The following is a 15861-nucleotide window of genomic DNA, read 5'->3' on the forward strand; positions in this document are numbered from 1 at the left end:
AAATGAAAACCGCCGGCCGGGTGCGGCAACACCCGACCGGCGACTCGAATCCCAGGTCGGCTCTCGGCGAGCGGAACCCAGGCGCATCTTCAGGATAACCGGCGCGCTCGAGGACCGATCTGCACCACACGGAGAGGTCCTTCGACATGAATGTCCAAACGGGACGGTCGACGCCGGTCCCCACACCGGAGATCACCACCGAGCCGGCCATCGCGGCGCACGAGCTGGTGAAGACCTACGGTGAGGTCACCGCGCTCACCGGGTTGAGCTTCACCGTCGCCCCCGGCACGATCTTCGGGCTGCTCGGCCCGAACGGCGCCGGCAAGTCGACCACGATCAAGATCCTGACCACGCTCAGCCGCCCGACGTCCGGCACCGCGACCGTGGCCGGCGTCGACGTGCTGCGCCGCCCGGACGCCGTTCGCCGGGCCATCGGCGTCGTCACCCAGCGGGCCAGCACCGACCCGATGTCCACCGGGCGGGAGAACCTGTTGCTGGCCGGGCGGATCCACGGCATGCGCGGCCGTTCGGTGAAGGAACGCACGGGCGAACTGCTGGCCCGGTTCGGGCTGACCGAGGCGGCGAACCGGTTGGTGAAGACGTACTCCGGCGGCATGCAGCGCAAGCTCGACGTCGCCATGGGCCTGGTGCACGAGCCCCGGGTGCTGTTCCTGGACGAGCCGACCACCGGGCTCGACCCGCAGGCCCGGGCGGACATGTGGGCGGAGATCTCCCGGCTGGCCCGGCACGAGCGGCTGACGATCCTCCTGACCACGCATTACCTGGAGGAGGCCGACCAACTCGCCGACCGGCTGGCCATTGTGGACCGTGGGGCGCTGGTCGCGGAGGGCACGCCGGAGCAGCTCAAGAGCGAGCTGCGCGGGGACGCCGTAGTGGCGGAGCTCGCGCCGACCGCGGACGTGGCCGCGGCGCGGGCGGCCATCGACCGGCTGGACGGCACCCGGGAGATCACCGTGGCCGGGCGCACCGTGCGGGCCCGGGTCGACCACGGCGCGAGCGCGGTGCCCGCGGTGCTCGCCGCGCTGGAGGCGTCCGGTCTGACCGCGCTCTCGATCACCGTTGCCCGCCCCTCCCTCGACGACGTCTACCTGCGACACACCGGCCGGACCTTTGCCGCGGCCGGGAACGGAGAGCCCCGATGACCACGCTTGCTGTCCACACGCAACACCTCACCGCCAAGGGCCTGCGCGCGATCGGCCGGCAGCCCGCGTTCGTGGTGATCATGCTGATCCAGCCGATGTTCTGGCTGCTGCTCTTCGGGCAGCTGTTCAAACGGGTGGTGGAGATCCCGGGCTTCACCGGCGGCACCTACATCGACTTCCTGACGCCCGGCGTGGTCGTGATGACCGTGCTGTTCTCCAGCGGCTGGGCGGGGATGGCGTTCATCGAGGACATGGACCGCGGGGTGATGGACCGGATGCTGTCCTCGCCGGTGAGCCGCGGCGCCATGATGGCGTCGTCGATGGTGACCCAGGGCGTCACGATCGTCGTTCAGGCCCTGGTCGTGGTCGTCGTGGGGCTGGTCGCCGGGGCGCGGTTCTCCGGCGGGGTGCTCGGCGTGCTGGTCATGCTGGTGGCCGCGGTGCTGCTGTGCGCCGCGTTCGCGTCGCTGTCCAACGGGATGGCGCTGCTGGTGCGGACCCGCGAGTCGCTGATCGGGTTCTCCACCATGCTGACCCTGCCGCTGTCGTTCCTGTCCTCGGCGATGATGGCCCGCGACGTGATGCCGGGCTGGATGCAGCACGTCGCCACCTACAACCCGGTGGACTGGACCGTGGTGGCCAGCCGGGAGGCGCTGTCCGCGGACCCGAACTGGTCGGCCGTGCTGTGGCGGCTCGGCGGCCTGCTGGTCGTGGCGCTGGCCGCGGGTTGGCTCGCCACCCGGGCGTTCCGCACCTACCAGCGGTCGCTGTAGCCGGTGCGGAATGCGATGAATGCGTCGTTCCTCGCGCCCAGTGAGAGGAAAGACGCATTCATCGCACTTCACCTGGCCAGTACACGCATGCGGTCGAGTGCGGTCCACACCTCCTCGTAGCTTGTGGACAGTGGGGACATGCCGAGCCGGATTCCTTGTGGCGGGCGGAAGTCGAGCAGGATCCCGCGGTCGATGAGCCGTCTGGTCAGGTTCTGGGCGTCGGGGTGGGCGAGCGTCAGGTGCCCGCCCCGGCGCTCTTCGGCACGCGGCGAGGCGAGGGTGAAACCGAGCGGTGCCAGCCAGGCGTCGGCGAGGTCGATGGTCATCCGGGTCAGCGCCATCGACTTGGCGCGGACCCGGTCGATGCCGGCTTCGGCGATCATGTCCACCCCGGCGCCGACGCAGGCCACCCCGAGGATGTTCGGGGTGCCGGACAGGGCGCGGCGGATCCCTTGCGCCGGGCGGAAACCGGCGTCCATGTCGAAGATCTCCGCGGTGCCCATCCAGCCCCGCAGCGGTGCGCTGAACCCGTTCTGGTGCCGGGTGTTGACGTAGAGGAACGCGGGCGCGCCGGGGCCGGCGTTGAGGAACTTGTAGGTGCAGCCGACGGCGAAGTCGGTCCCGGTCCGGTCGAGGTGCACGGGGACGACGCCGGCGCTGTGGCAGAGGTCCCAGACGACCAGCGCCCCGGCCGCGTGTACCAATTCGTTGAGGGCCGCCATGTCGGCGAGGTACGCCGACCGGTAGGCCACGTGCGAGAGCGTCACCACCGCGGTGTTCGGGGTCAGCGCGCCGGCCAGCGCCTCGGCGGTGATCCCACCCGCCAGGTCGGTGTCCACCCACCGCACGGTCAGCCCGAGGTCCTCGGCCACGGCCTCCACCACGTACCGGTCGGTGGGGAAGTTGAGTGCGTCGGTGACGATCTCGGTGCGGTCCGGCCGAAGCGCGCGCGCCGCCCGCAACGCCTTGTGCAGGCACAGGCTGGTCGAGTCGGCGACGACCACCTGGCCGGGCGCCGCGCCCAGGCAGGCCGCGCCCAGCCGGTCACCGACCTGCTCCGGCAGCTCCAGCCAGCCCTCCTCCCAGGATCTGATCATGCGCGAACCCCATTGCGCGGTAACGAGCTCCCGCACAATGTCCACTGTGGATCGCGGTGGCCGGCCGAGCGAGTTGCCGTCGAGGTACGCGACGACGCCCGGGTCCTCGATCGGTACGAACCGGTCGCGGAACTCCGCCAGCTCGTCGTCGCGGTCCAACTCGCGGGCCTGGTCCAGGGTGAGCGGTGCGGTCAGCGCGGTCACCTTCGCATCCGACCACCCGAGCCCGCGCCCCCGCTAGCCTCGTTGGTAGTGAGCCATTACCCGGTGGGCGAGTCCGCAACGCTCGATGAGCTGGCCGCCGACCCGCATGCGCTGCTGGCCCGGCTGCGCGCGGCCGAGCCGGTCTCCTGGCTGCCCGTGCTCGGCGGTTGGCTGGTCACCGGCTATGACCTGGCGCTGCGGGTGCTGCGGGATCCGGCCACGTTCACCGTCGACGATCCGCGGTTCTCGACGGCCCAGGTGATCGGGCCGAGCATGCTCTCGCTCGACGGCGCGGCGCATGCCCGGCACCGGGAGCCGTTCGTGCCCCCGTTCCGGCCGGGGCAGGTGCGGGACCGGTTCGCCGGCTTCGTGGAGCGCGAGGCCGAGCGGCTGATCTCGGCGATCCGGCCGGCGGGGGCGGTGGAGCTGCGGTCCGAGGTGGCCGGGCCGCTCGCGGTGGCGGTGGTGGCGGAGGCGCTCGGGCTCGTCGGGGTGGAGCCGGCCATGGTGCTCTCCTGGTATGCCGCGATCGTGCACGCGGTGTCGGAGGTGACGGCCGGGCGGTCGGCTCCCGCCGAGGCGGCCGGCGCGTTCGGCGCGCTGCGGGCCAGCGTCGAGCACACGATCGCGGTGGGGCACGGGCCGGTGCTGGGGGAGGCGGCACGGGGCCTGGGGCGTTCGGAGGTGGTGTCGAACGCCGCGGTGCTGATGTTCGGCGGGATCGACACGACCGAGGGCATGATCGTGAACGCGGTGCGGCACCTGCTGCTCCACCCCGAGGCCGGCATCACGACCGATCCCGGGTTGCTGGCGAACGCGGTCGAGGAGTCGGTGCGGCTGGAGCCGGCGGCGGCCGTGGTCGACCGGTACGCCACGGCGGACGTGACGCTGGGAGCGGCGGAGGTTCGGCGGGAGGACCTGGTACGGGTGTCGATCACCGGGGCGAACCGGGATCCCGCCGTGTTCCCCGACCCGGACCGGTTCGACGTCCGGCGGGCCAACGCGCGGTCGAACCTGGCGTTCGCGCAGGGACCGCACTTCTGCCTCGGCGCGCAACTCGCCCGGGCGGAGACGGCGATCGCGGTCCGGCTGCTCCTGGACCGGCTCCCGGGCCTGCGGCTCGACCCCGCCCACCCGCACGCACCGCACGGCCTGGTGTTCCGCAAGCCACCGGCCCTGCACGTGCGCTGGGGTTAGCGGTGCGCTTGTGGCGGACTGCACCGCCCAGCCGCGCAAAGATCAAGCTGCCGCCCAGAGCCACCTCCCCACCACTCTGTGAAACGCCCTAGCGCTCGCCGGTGCGGTCGGCGACGAGCTCGAGGGTGAAGTCGGGGGTGGGCTTGCGGACCTCGGCGTGGCTGAGGTGGCCGCCGGGGCATGTCGTCGATGTGGTCGCGGATTGGCCAGTCGACCAGTGAATGACCGAGTAAATGCAATACCCGTCGGTCAGATTGTCGGCTACAACGACGTCCAGGTAATCTACACATTCGCGATACCAGATGCTACCGGCCGGCTGGCCCCGGCCGTTATCGAGGTTTGCCTCCAACATCGGGCAGTGGTCGTTGGACGTCGGTCGGGTTGGTGGCCGTCCGACCTCCGCGCGCAGCTGCGAGGGTCGTGTGTCGTGGGCTCGAAACAGCGCGGGAATGGCCACGACCGTGCCGGCGCCGAGGGCGAGGCCGGCCACCAGTCCGGCGACGAACAGGATTGGCCGGCTCCGGCCGGCGCGATTGTCGGCGCCATTCGGAGTAGCGGCCGGAACCCGTGGCGTGATCGTGACCGGCGGCGTGCCGGAGGCCAGCACCAGCTGTGCCCACCAGGTGTCCCACCTGAGTAGCTCCGCCGTGACCCGCTGTGGGGACTCGCCCCGGTACAGCAGGCAGGCGGCCGCGAAACCTCTCAGGAAATCCTGCTTCGGCAGCGCATTAGGGCGTTTGTTCGAGAAGAACTCCGATAGGCTCGCCGGCGCCAACCTCGGCGCAGCGAATTCCTTGATCGCGTTGCGCATGGCCGCTCCGGTCGGCGCGCCGCATTCTTTATGGAGCTGCCGCATACGCATTCGTAGCTCCTGGATCGTGGCCGGCGCGTCAGCGTCGCTCATCTCGTGCCCCTCCGTCCCCCCGGGCCTGCCATTCGAGCCGCCGAACGCGTCGCTCGTTCGGCACAACAGCAGGGAAGTCCCTACCTGTTCCGGGACGATCCGTGGTGGTCTGCGTGACGCCTATTGCGCAGACTGGAGGTCACGATGCGCCGCATACTACGCCCGATTCTTGCATTGATCTTCGTTGCCGCCGCGACACTCACCTGGTATCCGGCCGGCAGCACCGGGTTGGCCGGGGTGGACGACGTGCCGATCGGTGGCGGTGCGCCGGTGTCCTAGCCGCCTCGGATCATTCTTCACACACCACACACGCACGCCCGGCCGACCGGGATGCCCGGTCTAGCGCCCGAGCACGGAATAGATGGCCTTCGCCCGGGACCGGTGCTCGTGGGCTTCGTCGGGGCGGCCGGACAGGTCGTAGGCGTGCGCGGCGCCGTCGTGTGAGCAGGCTTGCTGCCAAGGGTTTCCGGCCTGCTGGGCGATCTCCAGGGCGAGCTCGTGGTGGTCGGCGGCGAGCTGGGGGCGGGTGTCGGACAGGGCCTCACCGCACCCGTTGAGCGCCTCCACCTCGAGGTCGCGGTTGCCGGTGTCCCGGGCGATGCGGACCGCCTTGTCCAGGTGGGTCATCGCCTCGCTGGGCCGCCTGGAGCGGGCGTGCAGCTGGCCGAGCGCGCGCCGGGCGTAGCCCTCGATGTCGCGCTGGCCGATGCCGATGGCGATGGTCAGCGCGCGGCTGAGGTACTCCAGGGCGTCCTCGCAGCGGCTCATCGACAGCTGCACGTTGCCGATGCTCTTCAGCGTGTCCGCCTCCAGGCCGCGGTTGCCGGAGCCGGTGGCGATGGCCAGGGCGCGGCGGTGGCAGGACAGCGCCTCGGCCGGCTCGCCGAGCCGCTGGTGGCACAGGCCGAGGCTGTTGAGCACGTGCGCCTCCAGCTCGCGGTCGACCTGCCGGGCGACGACGAGCGCGCGGCGGTGCGCGGTGATGGCCTCTTCGTCGTGCCCGAGCTGGCGGTGCACGAACCCGGTGTTGGCCAGCACGTGTCCTTCCAGATAGCGGTTTCCGGTCTCGGCCGCGATCGGCAGCGCGTCCATGAGATGGGCGAGCGCGCCGTGGTTGTCGCCGAGTCGTAAGGAAACCAGGCCGAGGAAGTTCAGCGTGCGGCTCTCCAGCACCCGGTCTCCGGTCTGCTGGGCCACGGTCAGCGCCCGCAGCAGGTTCTCGTGCGCCTTGACGTGATGCCCGAGTCTCATGTGGACGGTGCCGATCCGGTACCGCTCCAGGCCTTCCAGCAACGGGTTGCCGGAGCTCTGGGCGACCCCGAGGGCCAGCGTGTGCAGCGCCATCGCGTCGGCGTAGTAGCCGCGGGTGTCCAGATACCGGGCCAGCAACCCGGACAGCTGCACCACGCGGTTGGTCGCGCCGTGCTGCGCGGCGAACTCGGCCAGGGTGAGCAGGTTGTGCCGCTCGGCGTCCAGCCACTCCAGCGCGGCCTCGGCGTCGGACAGCAGCGGCAGCGGGGTGTCCGGCTCCTCGTACTCCTCGGAGGTCAGCCGGTGGTATCGGTCGTACGGGGCCAGGATGTCCATCGCGGCGGCGGCGACGCACATATAGTGGTCGAACATCCGGCGCAGGCCTTCGGTGAGCTCCTCCCGGTCGGTGATCTGCTCCCGCGCGTAGGCCCGCAGCAGGTCGTGCATCCGGTAGCGGCGGTGCCCGGCCTCCTCCAGCAGGTTCGCCCGGACCAGGTCGTCGAGGCGCAGCGCCGCCTCCCCCAGATCAACTCCGAAGATCGCCGCGCAGGCGTGGCCGTCCACGTCGTGACCGGGATGCAGGCCCAGCAACCGGAACGCCCGCGCCCGGTCGTCCCGCAGGTGCAGGTAGGACCAGGAGAACACGGTGCGGATCGCGGTCCGCTCGTCACCGCCGGCGTTGAACAGGTCCAGGTGGTAGCGGTGCAGCTCGGCGGCGAGCTCGGTCAGCTGCGCGCGGCGGCGGGTGAACGCCAGGTCCGCGCCGATCCGGATCGCCAAAGGTAAGCGGGCGCAGCGCTCGGCCAGTGCCGCCGCGCCCTGCCGGTCGGCGTCCACCCGCTCGGCCCCGAGCAGCGCGCGCAGCAGCACCACCGCGTCGCGCAGCGGCAGGCTGCCCACCGGGATCCGCAGCGCACCCTCCCGGGCCACCAGGCCGGTGAGGTTGTTGCGGCTGGTGACCACGGTCAGGCAGGACGAGCTGTTCGGCAGCAGGTGCCGCACCTGCTCCTCGGACGCCGCGTTGTCGAGAATGACCAGAATCCGGCGGCGGTCCAGCTGGGACCGGAACAGCGTCGCCCGCTCGGCCAGATCCCGCGGGATCGTGTCGCCGGCCACGCTCAGCGCCCGCAGGAACGAGCCCAGCACCTCCGCCGGATCCAGCGGCTGCTGCGGATCGAAGCCGCGCAGGTCCACATACAACAGCCCGTCCGGGAACTGCCCGCGCACCTTGTGCGCCCAGTGCACCACCAACGCCGTCTTGCCCACCCCGGGCGTGCCGCACACCACCGCGACCGCCGCCGCCGTCGACTCCTCCCGGTCGGCCAGCAGCGCGTCCAGCGCGGCGAGCTGCTCGCACCGGCCGGTGAACCCGCGCACGTCCGGCGGCAGCTGGAACGGCGAGACCACCGGCGCCGCCGCCGGGGTGGACCGGGCGGTGCCGCGCTTGCGCCGGGTCCGCCGGGCGTCCTCCACCGCCTCGTGCCGGGCCGCCACCTGGCGACGCTCCTCGTCGGTCACCTGCAACTCAAATAAAAGCTGATCGAGAACCGTATGCGACGGCAGTGTGGATCCGTCCAGATAGGCATAGAGACTGCTCGGCGACACGTGCAGCTTCTTGGCCAGCGCGTTCACCTTCACCGGGGCGCCGGACCTGCTTTCGGCCAGCCGAAGCAGCCGGCGTAACTCGGCCGCCAGGTCTCCAGCAGCGTGCGCGGTGTTGCCGTCCCTCTGCTCGGACACGGGCCTGATCCCCTTGATCCAGGCGATTCCAGGTCTTTCCAGACCGTCCCTCGTCCCAGAGCGGTCTGTCCCAGAGTTGCGGCACGCACCTTACGACGTGTGGAGGAGCTGACGTATGCGTACCCCCGAACCCACCGGTAACAACAGCGCTGGGCCATTCCCGGTGACCCCGGATTTTGGCGGTTTCTCCAGGTCACTTCCCGGCTTTTCTGAGGTTGTCGCGAAAGCCGCGGGTGACGAATGGAGCCAGGCGTGACGGCCGCGCTGCTGAGATCGCCGGTGACGATCTCCGCGCTCGCCTACGACGTGCTGTGGGAGTCGGTCGTGGGCGGCACCCACCACCCGGCCCTGCCCTGCGGCTCGCCCGGCGGCACCGGCACGGAGCGCGCCGAGCACGTCGAGACCGCGATGGCCGAGCTGCGCGCGGCGGGCCTGGCCGGCCGCGCCGGTGTGGACACCGACCTGCTCGCCACGATCGGGTTGCTGAACCGGGCCAGCCGGGAGCTGTACGGCTGGTACACCGTGGGCGACGATCGGGCCAGTGTGCTCGGGGTGGTCACCGGCACCCGGGCGGTGGTCGCGCACATGGCGTGCACCAAGGTGGCGCTGCTGCCGTGCACGCAGGGCCGGGTGGCCGACACGATCGGGGACCTGCTGCCGGAGTACTCGCCGGTGCGCGGTGCCGCGGTGTCCGTGCCGATCGGCGACGCGTGCGCGGACGCGAACCCACGGGTGGCCTACGTGGCGCGGCTGCTCTCCGCCGCCCGCAGCGGGGCCGGGGAGTTCTACCTGGCCGTGCGGGACCGGCTCGGCGGCCGGCAGCGGGCGGAGTTCCCGGTCTGCTACGCGGACACCGCGGGCGGGCGATTTCTCACCATCACCAGACGCGGCGCCGACCGGACCGTGTGGATGACGCTTCTTCCCGCCGACCGGCGCGTGATTGCCGGAAAGCTGCGGGAAATGATTACCAGCCCGCGCTGAGCGGAGAAAAGGGTGGCACATTCGTGAACAGTTTTGTCGATCGTTTGAACCGGACGGATCTGCAGGCCCTCATGGACATCGGCCGGCCGGCGTACTACCGCGCGGGGGAATGCGTGATGCGCGAGGGCGAGCCGGGCGACTATGTGGTTCTGGTGCGCAGCGGGCAGGTCAAGATCTCCAGCGGGGCGGGCGGCGGGCCCGGCCGGCTGCTCGGCGTGCGCGGCGCCGGCGACCTGCTCGGCGAGATGGCCTGCCTGGACGAGCGGCCGCGCTCGGCGACCGTGATCGCGCACGGCCCGGTGCGCGGCGTCATGATCACCGGCACGCGGTTCCGGGAGTTCCTGCGGCGCAACCCGACCGTGGGGTTGGGCGTGGCCTGCCAGGTGATCGGCCGGCTGCGCGCGGCCGAGCGCCGGCACGGCGAGCTGGCCTCGCACGAGATCGCGCCGCGGCTGGTGCGCATCCTGCGTGAGCTGGTTACCGCGTTCCAGACCAACGGGATCACGCACGACGTGGAGATCCCGTTGAGCCAGCACGAGATCGCCCAGCTGATCAACGCGGCGGACGTGTCGACCCAGCGGGCGCTGCGCGCGCTGCGGCACCGGCGCCTGGTGGCGACCGGCTACGGCAAGGTCATCGTCTGCTGTGTGTCCTGTTTGGACCGAGCGGCCGCGGTTCTGGCCGCCGGCCGGAAGGAAGAGCTGAAAAACGTCATCGGGTGCGGTGGTTCCGCACCGTCCCATTCACCAGTTGAAGTTGAATAGAGAGGTTTGCGTGAGTCGTCTCGCGTTGTCCCATACCATTGTCGCCATCGATATCGTGAGCTCCTCCTCCGGAGGACGCCACCGCCAGCGTTACCTCGATCAGCACCTGGAGCAGGTGCTCGAGTCGACCTTCGAGTTCCTGGCCAGCTCGCCGTACGCACCGCACGCCGGTTTCCGCCGCACCGACGGGGACAGCGCCACCATCGCGCTGCCCGCCGCCATTCCGCGGGCCTGGATCACCGCCGACCTGGTGCTGCGCGAGATGACCATCGCGCTCGGCGAGCTCAACCGGTCCATCGTGGAGGAGGACCGGTTGCGCCTGCGGGCCGCGATCGACCACGGCGAGCTGGTGGTCGGCCCACCGCCGGTGCTGGCCGGGGACGCCGTCGCCCGTGCCGCGCGGCTGCTGGACGCCGATCCGCTGCGCACGGCGATGCGGGAGCGGCCGGCCGCGCCGCTCGGGCTGATCGTGTCTGACCGGTTCTTCCACGAGGTGGTCGCCAACCGGGAGCGCGACCTGGATCCGGACGAGTTCACCCGGGTCGGCGTGTCGGTCAAGGACTTCGATGAGCCCGGGTGGATCCGGCTCACCTGCGCGCACTGTGTGCGGGTGACCCCGGTTCCGGTCAACGGCTCGGTGCCGGCCAAGGGGGCGCGATAGGGCGCTACGCTGGCTGGCGGTCGAGTCACTAGGGGAGGCCAGCAGGTGGGCGGCCCGCCGCGGGTGTTCGTGTCGTACAGCACGAAGGACCGCTGGCAAGCGCTTGCCGTTCAACGGATCCTGGTCGCCGAGGGCTGCCAGGTGCGGCTGGCCGGGCACGACGCCGTCCCCGGCCGGCAGCGCCGTCCGGCGTTGTCCGGCGCTGACCTGCTGTGCCTGCTGCTGTCGCCGACCGCGGTCGCGTCCTCCTGGCTGAGCTCGGAGCTCCGGCTCGCGCGGGAGCGGAACCTGCCGGTGCTGCCGGTGATCCTGCGGCCCTGCGACCTCCCGGCCGGGCTGGACGAGCCGCTGTCCGCGGTCGACGGGATGGCGGCCGAGCACGTGCGGCTGCGGCTGGTCCGCGCGGTGCTCGGCCCGGACGCCATGCCGGACACGGTGATCGACGCGGCGTTCCAGGCGGCGCGCGCCGAGCGGGCCCGGCACGCCGCCGCGGTGCCGGCGCTGCGTGAGCTGGCCACCCAGTTCGAGCGGGTGCGCCGGGCGCCGATCCGCCGGCTCACCATCGAGCTGGATGCCGGCACGCTGCCGCCGGACGGTTCCCTGGTGCTGGAGCTGGCCTTCGCCGTGGACGGGTTCACCGCGCCGCTGTCGTTCTTCTTCGCGCCGTTCCGGGAAGGGCGCACCTGGTCGCCGCAGTTCGGTTTCGACGAGCCTCCGTACACCCGCTTCGCCCTGGGCCAGGCCCGGGTCGACGCCACAATGCGCTGGTACGACCGCGTCGTCACGCTGGAGCAGACCGCTTCCGCGGGCGACGGTCCGGCGTCGTTCTGGATCGAGTTCGACGGCGCCGACTGGCAGCCCCCGGGCGTCCCCCTGCGGCGCGCGTACGAGATTCCGTGCCTCGACGAGCTGACCGCCGCCGGCGCGTCCTTCCGGCTGGCCGCCCATTTCCCGCACGCGCGCCGGGCACACTGGCTCGACCCGGCGAAGACCGACTTCGACATCGTGGTCAGCACCGCGCTGCCGACCGCCAACCCGGTCCGGCCGCGGCACTGCCGGCTGTTCGCCAGCCACCATGACCCGTTGGAAACCGCGCTGTGCCAAGGAGACTTCCTCGCCGCGCTCCCCACCGACCTGGACCGCGAGCTCCTCCTCGGCGCCTACCCGCCGTTGCTGGAGGCCCGCCGGGAACTCCACGAGGAACGCACCGCCGAGGCGCACCGGATCTACGAGTCCGGCGACGTCCGCGACGACGCCGACCGCCGCTCGTCCGCCCGGCTCGCCTGGCAGGAGGCCAGCCTGCACCGGCTCCGCGGCCGCCCCGACCTCGCCGGCCCCTGCCTGGAGCGCGCCGCCACCCTCCTCGAAGCCGTCCCGTTACCCACCCGCTCCGACGCCCACCTGCTCATCAACATCTACGGCCGGTTGCTGGAGATCGCCCGCACCTGGCAACGCCCCGTCCAGTTCTGGGCCTGCAACGAACGCATGCTCGCCCTGTCCAGCACCATGGCCCGCGTCGACGACCGTGACCCCGACTACCGCCGCTGGTTCGCCCGCGCCCTCGAGGACCGTGCCCGCGGCCTCGTCGCTGAAACCCGCCTGTCCGAGGCCGCCACCAGCCTCCGCGAAGCCGTCACGGTGCTCCGCGACCTGCACACCTGGCTCAACACCCCCACCAGCCGCGCCGACCTCGCCACCACCCTCCACTACGCCGCCGACTACGCCCGCTCCCACCGCCTCCCCCTCCCCACCGACGACTGGGCCCGCGAAGCCGAGAAATTGGCCGCCGGCTGACGCCATACTTGTCCCGTGCGCCAAGCCTTCGCCCACGAAGCTGTCCTCACGATGCCCCTTACCGCCGACACCCGCGCCCCCGGCGGCGCGATCACGGTGGCCCTCTGCGGCCACTGGGAACACGAGCCACCCTGCCCGCTGGCACCCCACCACACCACAGCCACCCGCACCCGCACCGGCGCTGAAGTGCATGTTCGCGTTGTGTTCGCCACCGAACCCGACCACGAGGCCACCGTCCGAGCCCGCATCACCGCGGCCCTCACCGCCGGCCACCTGGACGGCACGCCCACTCACTGGGAACTGTTGCATAGCAACGAAAGCACGGTCTCGGCAACGGAATCCGACCACGCCGACCGCCTGATCCGCACCTGATAAGCAAAGAACCCAGCTCAGCGGGGCCCACGAATCCGTCCCGCCAGACGCACGAAACCCGCCCTAAGGCATGTTTCAGAAGTAGGTCGGACGTGGGGTTGTGCCCGGTTGGTTGGGTGGCGGGGTGCCCGGGCGACAGGGTTTCATGAACCCAAGATCGCCCACCCAACCCATACCCAGAAGATCAACAGCACCCAGAGCTCTCCAGCCGACCCGCCACGGCGACCGGAAAGCGGCCCGCACCCACCCACCAACTCACCACTTCTGAAACACGCCATAGCCGGGCCCACGAACCGCCCCAAGCGAGGCCCACGAACCCACCCCCCACCCCAGTCCGGGTGGGGGCCCTGGCGGCCATTCTACCAGCGGAAACGCTCTGGAAGATCGAATTGAGCGTGGGTGTGGACAGGTGGGGTGGATGTGGATAAGTAGGCGCGTTCAGGTTGGGCAGGGGCCGAGGGTGTCGCCGTGGCGGAGGTGGGTGGGGAGGGCGTTGCGGGAGACCGTGACTTGGCGGCCGTGGTGGCAGAGGGGGATGCGGTCGGGGATATGGATGGTGACGGTTTCCTCTTGGCTGGGGAGTTTGCGGTCGTCGACGACGACGTTGAGGGTGAAATGGTTGTGGTGGGCGAGGGCGTGGGGGTTGGCGATGGTGAGGTCGCCGGTGGTGGGGTTGATGGTGAACGTGCCCACCCCGGAGCCGCCGGTGATCTGCCAGTTGCCGAGAGCGTCGTTGTCGGCGTCGGTGGCGCGGACGGTGCCGACGATGCCGGGCGGCCCGTCGCCGAGGCGGAACCGTTGGGCCGGAGTGACCACCGGGCGGGTGGTGTTGAAGTGGCGGGCGACGAGCTGCATGAAGAACGGCCAGTCGGGGTTGGGGGTGTGGCCCTCGTGGTGCCGGCGCCAGCCCATGGTGCCGTCGATGAAAGCGGCGTCGATCGGGGGTGTGCCGCCGATCGACTCGCCGGTCCCCGAGGTGAACACGGTGCCGTCCGGGATGATCAGGCCGGGCCAGCCGACGTGGTGCCACACCGGCGAGGCCACCGCGCTGGACAGGTACATGCCGCGCGGGTCGGTCCACGCGTCGCCGAAGCCGGGCGGGGTGTCGGTGCCGCCGCTGGCGAACACCACCCGCGGGGCGATCAGCGCCACCATGGAGTGCGCGTCGACCGGCAGGTTCCACACCTTGCGCGGCCAGTACGTGCCCGGGTTCAGCTCGCCGGCGAACCGCATGCTGTTGCCGGCGACCCAGTGGTACTCGGTGTCGGCGCCGGTGACCAGTTCGAGGCTCTCGCCCCAGGCCCGCCGCGCCCATGAGGTGCCCAACGCGCCGGCCGCACTCGGAAACGCCGCGGCGATGCGCTGGTCGTACGCGGCGGCGACGAGCGTGGCCTTGCCGAACCGGGAGTGGCCCTGCACGCCGATCCGGGTCGCGTCCACGTCCGGGTCGGTCGCGAAGTAGTCGATGAGCCGGCTGATTCCCCAGCTCCACGCGGCCAGCGCGCCCCAGTCGGCGGGGCGCCGCCAGTTCCCCTTGCTGATCAACCCGATCAGGTAGCTGGACAGGTTCGCGCCGCCGCTGTCCGGTTGGAGCAGCGTCGCGTTGTAGCCGAAGATCCCGTAGCCGTGCGGCGCGGTGAACTGCCACGCGCCGGCCGCGCCACCGAACGTGATGATGACCGGAACCTTCTCGCCGGCCCGCTCCGCCGGGGTGCGCAGTGTGCCCTTGATGACGGGCGCGTTGCGCACCTGCGGATAGCCGGACGTGTCAAGGGTCCCGGTGATCACCCGCTCCCGGAACGCGAAGCCGTTCGCCGTCCCGGTGGTGATCGGACCCACCGCCCAGCTGATCGCCGGCCAGCGGCTCGGGTGCGGGATATGGCCGTACAGATGCTCCTGGACGTCCCGGAGAATTTCCGGACGGCGCCGCGTCCACCAGTCCTCCGGCGTGCGGACCGGGGCGCCGCCGTTCAGCTTCAGCAACTCGATGTCCGGGTACCGCGGGCTGGAGAACGGCCCGTAGTCGCCGAACGGTGATGCCGACCCGCCGGCCGGCCCCGTGGCGTCGTCATACGTGATCCACTGCCCGAAGTCGGCCCTGGTGACGAAGTGCCCCAAGGCATCCGTCCAGTTCCCCTCCGGGTTCGCCGGGTCCTGCGGCCGGATGTTGGGCGGCCGGTTCGGATCCTCGGCCCGGGCCGGCAGCACCGGCCGCTCGATCCCCAGCTGCCACAGCATCTGCAGCCGGTCCTCGTTGGTCGTCGTGCTCGCCGACGGAAGCTCGGGGAACGGCCCGGCCGGTTCCGCCCCGGCCGGCCGCACCCCCACCGACCCGGCCGCCGCGACGGCACCCACACCCGCCAGGAAACGCCTTCTCGCCACCCCACCGGACATGCCGATCCTCCTCAGTTGACACCCCGCTCAACCGAAAATTTTCGCACTCCTATCGGAAGGCTATTCTGCAGACTTTCAAGCGTCAACGGTGCTCAATTTCCGAAATTTTCGGTGCTCATGGTCCACCGGTACACCTGCCCGTCCCGCAGCTCGTACGACGCGGGCGCGCACACCACCGGCCGATCCGCCAGGCGCGCCAGCACCTTCTGCCGGCCCCGCACGGTCACCCCGTCCTCGGTCCAGTGCAGGTAAGGGTGCAGCACCCGCCGCAGGACGTCCCGGTCCTGCCGCTCGACCGTGAGCTGGGATTCTCGGACGCTGAGTGCGTCGTGATGATGGACAAGAACCCGCAGTGGGCTCACCTAAAGCGGGTACTACCGGTCGGCGTGCCAGAAATATCTTGATTTGTGCGTCAACCGTTACACCTCGACTTTCGCGGTTATGCGGCGGCGTGAGCCCAGGCTTGCTGGACTTCGAGGATTTCTTGGGTTGTGGCTGGTCGGGGGGTTGGTGGCATAAATCGGGTGGCGATGATCTGGCGGCGGAGCTTGGTGAGCATGTCCAGG

Annotated in this window: 14 protein-coding genes; 9 read left to right on the forward strand and 5 right to left on the reverse strand. The window is 71.0% G+C overall.

All coding sequences use genetic code 11. From position 1 onward, the window contains the following. Positions 1-146: 146 nt before the first annotated feature. Together VGR06_RS30570 and VGR06_RS30575 are read left to right on the forward strand one after the other, a co-directional pair. Positions 147-1163, forward strand: a complete 1017-nt coding sequence (locus VGR06_RS30570) for an ATP-binding cassette domain-containing protein (RefSeq protein WP_327562630.1) — start codon at positions 147-149, stop codon at positions 1161-1163. Further along, positions 1160-1936, forward strand: a complete 777-nt coding sequence (locus VGR06_RS30575) for an ABC transporter permease (RefSeq protein WP_327562631.1) — start codon at positions 1160-1162, stop codon at positions 1934-1936. Before VGR06_RS30570 ends, VGR06_RS30575 begins: the two co-directional genes overlap by 4 nt. 68 nt (positions 1937-2004) lie before the next feature. Here the strand turns inward: VGR06_RS30575 and kynU are convergent, their stop codons facing one another. After that, positions 2005-3237 carry a kynureninase gene (kynU, locus tag VGR06_RS30580; protein ID WP_327562632.1) on the reverse strand — a complete coding sequence of 411 codons (1233 nt, stop codon included), beginning with the start codon at positions 3235-3237 and terminating at the stop codon, positions 2005-2007. A gap of 48 nt (positions 3238-3285) precedes the next feature. Between kynU and VGR06_RS30585 the strand changes: the two genes are divergently transcribed. After that, complete coding sequence (locus tag VGR06_RS30585; RefSeq protein ID WP_327562633.1) at positions 3286-4434, forward strand: cytochrome P450; 1149 nt, start codon at positions 3286-3288, stop codon at positions 4432-4434. Positions 4435-4522: 88 nt separating this feature from the next. On the opposite strand, the gene VGR06_RS30590 is transcribed toward VGR06_RS30585, so the two are convergent. Next, the gene (locus VGR06_RS30590) at positions 4523-5296 is read right to left on the reverse strand and encodes a hypothetical protein (protein WP_327562634.1); all 774 of its coding nucleotides are present in this window, start codon (positions 5294-5296) and stop codon (positions 4523-4525) included. A gap of 186 nt (positions 5297-5482) precedes the next feature. On the opposite strand from VGR06_RS30590, the gene VGR06_RS30595 reads away from it, so the two are divergent. Then, positions 5483-5617 (forward strand): hypothetical protein, encoded by a 135-nt coding sequence (locus VGR06_RS30595; protein ID WP_327562635.1) that lies wholly within the window; start codon positions 5483-5485, stop codon positions 5615-5617. 60 nt (positions 5618-5677) lie between these two features. Here the strand turns inward: VGR06_RS30595 and VGR06_RS30600 are convergent, their stop codons facing one another. Further along, positions 5678-8329, reverse strand: a complete 2652-nt coding sequence (locus VGR06_RS30600) for an ATP-binding protein (protein ID WP_327562636.1) — start codon at positions 8327-8329, stop codon at positions 5678-5680. A gap of 252 nt (positions 8330-8581) precedes the next feature. On the opposite strand from VGR06_RS30600, the gene VGR06_RS30605 reads away from it, so the two are divergent. The 5 genes from VGR06_RS30605 to VGR06_RS30625 are packed head-to-tail and all read left to right on the forward strand — an operon-like array spanning position 8582 to position 12901. After that, positions 8582-9310 (forward strand): ESX secretion-associated protein EspG, encoded by a 729-nt coding sequence (locus VGR06_RS30605; protein WP_327562637.1) that lies wholly within the window; start codon positions 8582-8584, stop codon positions 9308-9310. A gap of 23 nt (positions 9311-9333) precedes the next feature. Further along, positions 9334-10074, forward strand: a complete 741-nt coding sequence (locus tag VGR06_RS30610) for a cyclic nucleotide-binding domain-containing protein (RefSeq protein ID WP_327562638.1) — start codon at positions 9334-9336, stop codon at positions 10072-10074. A gap of 55 nt (positions 10075-10129) precedes the next feature. Then, entirely contained in the window at positions 10130-10735 is a 606-nt protein-coding gene (locus VGR06_RS30615) for a hypothetical protein (protein WP_327562639.1), read from the forward strand. Positions 10736-10780: 45 nt separating this feature from the next. Continuing rightward, entirely contained in the window at positions 10781-12529 is a 1749-nt protein-coding gene (locus VGR06_RS30620) for a toll/interleukin-1 receptor domain-containing protein (RefSeq protein WP_327562640.1), read from the forward strand. A 15-nt stretch (positions 12530-12544) separates the two neighbouring features. After that, the gene (locus VGR06_RS30625) at positions 12545-12901 is read left to right on the forward strand and encodes a hypothetical protein (protein ID WP_327562641.1); all 357 of its coding nucleotides are present in this window, start codon (positions 12545-12547) and stop codon (positions 12899-12901) included. 438 nt (positions 12902-13339) lie between these two features. Here the strand turns inward: VGR06_RS30625 and VGR06_RS30630 are convergent, their stop codons facing one another. Further along, on the reverse strand, positions 13340-15295 hold the full coding sequence (locus VGR06_RS30630) for a cadherin domain-containing protein (protein ID WP_327562642.1): 1956 nt from the start codon (positions 15293-15295) through the stop codon (positions 13340-13342). 92 nt (positions 15296-15387) lie between these two features. Further along, entirely contained in the window at positions 15388-15657 is a 270-nt protein-coding gene (locus VGR06_RS30635; RefSeq protein WP_327562643.1) for a hypothetical protein, read from the reverse strand. Between the last annotated feature and the right edge of the window lie 204 nt (positions 15658-15861).

This window comes from Actinophytocola sp., assembly GCF_036002505.1.
Taxonomy (GTDB): domain Bacteria; phylum Actinomycetota; class Actinomycetes; order Mycobacteriales; family Pseudonocardiaceae; genus DASYTH01.